The following is a 2,114-nucleotide window of genomic DNA, read 5'->3' as shown; positions in this document are numbered from 1 at the left end:
GATTGATATTTATTTAGCCATTCCAATTTACTTGACCTTCACTTTGTCGTTACTTTATTAACAACAAATCCTGCAAATCAGCCTATTAGCAACTAGGCTTTAGAAGAGTTCAATATTTCTTTTAAAGGTTATAGATGAACGTGTTTTCTAGTTTTACGAAAACAGGTAACAGCAGCAATGAATAGAAAAATTGCAGCCATTCGGCATGGCGTTAAACATGGCAATATCATCACCTATATCGATAATCATCATCTTCCTGATACCAATCCTTTTATCCTTTGGGATCATTATCTCTCTATTAACCACTCACAAAGCGAATTAGATCTTCATGGTCATTCAGGCATTGATGCCATTAGCTACCCTGTTGTTGGAACAATTCTTCATTTTGATAGTATTACGGGTAAAAATCGGATTAAAAGTGGCGATATTCAGCTCACGAGTTGTGGCAATGGAATGGCGCATAAATCACTGATGATGCACCATCATGGTACTGCAGAAGCGTTCCAAATGTGGACAGCATCACCTGCTAACCTTCAAGGTGAGATGGTAGCGCCTTCAAGTACGCAGATAACCAATGAACAGCTACCGTTAATTGAAGATATTCATGCAACAACTAAGGTGCTTATAGGGAGTTATGAAGGTGTCGAAAGCCCATTAAAACATCGTTGTAATATTATTTATTTTGATATTATTGTGTCATCTTACGGATGTTGGACATTTACCCCCCCAGAGACGCATCAAGCTGGGTTTATTTATGTGCGTTCAGGTCAAGCATATGTAGCAAACAACCAATTACACCCAAATCAAATGGGGCTCTTTGAGCACTCCTCACAACCAATCAAGGTATTAACGACAAATCATAGTGCGCGATTTTTTATCGCTTTAGGTGAACCACTAAGCCAACCTATCATAACTGAAGAAGGCTCTGTTCATTCATCACCAGAGAACCTGGCAAAAGCATTAGATAATATTAAACAGTGTATTACGAGGCTAAAACAACAAGAATAGTCCAGATACAACAACGCCCTGTAACGCACAGAGATGTTTGCATGACAGGGCGTAATATTATGGTCGTGACGCTAATTGATAAGTACCGTTTGACTGGAACCACAACGCTTGTTTTTGTTTACGACCAAGTAAGATTGGGCCGTCATCAAAAAACAAAAAATTCTTCCAATTGCGCTTAAATACGCCCCATTTCGTCTCTATGATGTTGTACTTTTCATAGCAGAAGTAAACAGTCGTATTATCTTCCCACTTAATTGCCTCAAGAATGGCTTCAGGCAATGCTGGTTCGTCATCATCCCAAGCATCTTGCCAATCTTCAGCTGTTGACCAGATTTTAGCATCAAATGCCCAGTCACCTTGTTCAAAGTGATCAGCATCAGGACTTTGTTTACTAATATGCTCTTGCCAAAGCTGCGCAGAACGCGACTGGGTTAATGGCTTTATTTGTTCAAGATCTGCCGTAGGAACTGGCATTGAAGCGTGGGTAAAAATCCATTTACGCGTGTAATTATCGAGTTCAGTATAATTCATCAATTAGCCTAAAAATGTAAAGACACCGCAATGTACAACAGACACACTGTTTGTTCCAGTTGCCAATGAATAAAAACCTTACTTCAACGTATTTCTCACGATCAAAAAAGGTACGATCTCAACCGTACCTCATCCATCACTTCCAGCGAGTGTTGCTATCCTATTTTGGTTCGTCCCATAAATTGCTTACCCAACCACCCGCATGATCGTCATAATGACTATTATCAAAGGTCGTTTTAGGTTTTACAGGTCTATCGTTTTTATGACTTTCTAGTAGCTGTGAGATATGCATCGCCATAGGATCATCAGTCGATTTCATACGTTGTCTAGTCGCAACTTCTTTTATGATCTGTAATCGATATGACGAGTTCATTTTTTTCATCACTCACTCCTCTTTCTTTAGACATAAGCGAATAAAAAATAGACACCTCACAACAAAACGTCAAATTACCGCCTTCATAATGTCACAATGATAATGTAAAGCCTTTTGAACGAATTCTGTTAAATAACAATATGTTATATTTTAGTAAAAATTCCATTTATTCATTATCACTTCAGCTTTCGTTTAACCTTAT

3 protein-coding genes are annotated in these 2,114 nt (G+C 38.4%); 1 reads left to right on the top strand and 2 read right to left on the bottom strand.

All coding sequences use genetic code 11. The annotated features are described in order from the left end of the window. The first annotated feature begins 177 nt into the window (after positions 1-177). A complete protein-coding gene (locus E5A76_RS06835) occupies positions 178-1,008 on the top strand; it encodes a pirin family protein (protein WP_161118485.1) in 831 nt (276 codons plus the stop codon). A gap of 57 nt (positions 1,009-1,065) precedes the next feature. Here the strand turns inward: E5A76_RS06835 and E5A76_RS06830 are convergent, their stop codons facing one another. Both E5A76_RS06830 and E5A76_RS06825 read right to left on the bottom strand, forming a co-directional pair. Then, positions 1,066-1,539, bottom strand: a complete 474-nt coding sequence (locus E5A76_RS06830) for a DUF2947 domain-containing protein (protein WP_053986815.1) — start codon at positions 1,537-1,539, stop codon at positions 1,066-1,068. A 160-nt stretch (positions 1,540-1,699) separates the two neighbouring features. Beyond that, entirely contained in the window at positions 1,700-1,921 is a 222-nt protein-coding gene (locus tag E5A76_RS06825; protein ID WP_053986816.1) for a hypothetical protein, read from the bottom strand. Positions 1,922-2,114 lie beyond the last annotated feature (193 nt).

This window comes from Photobacterium lucens, from assembly GCF_009873615.1.
Taxonomy (GTDB): domain Bacteria; phylum Pseudomonadota; class Gammaproteobacteria; order Enterobacterales; family Vibrionaceae; genus Photobacterium; species Photobacterium lucens.
Note: the sequence above shows the minus strand (reverse complement) of the source record. Positions and strands in the feature narration are given on the sequence as shown.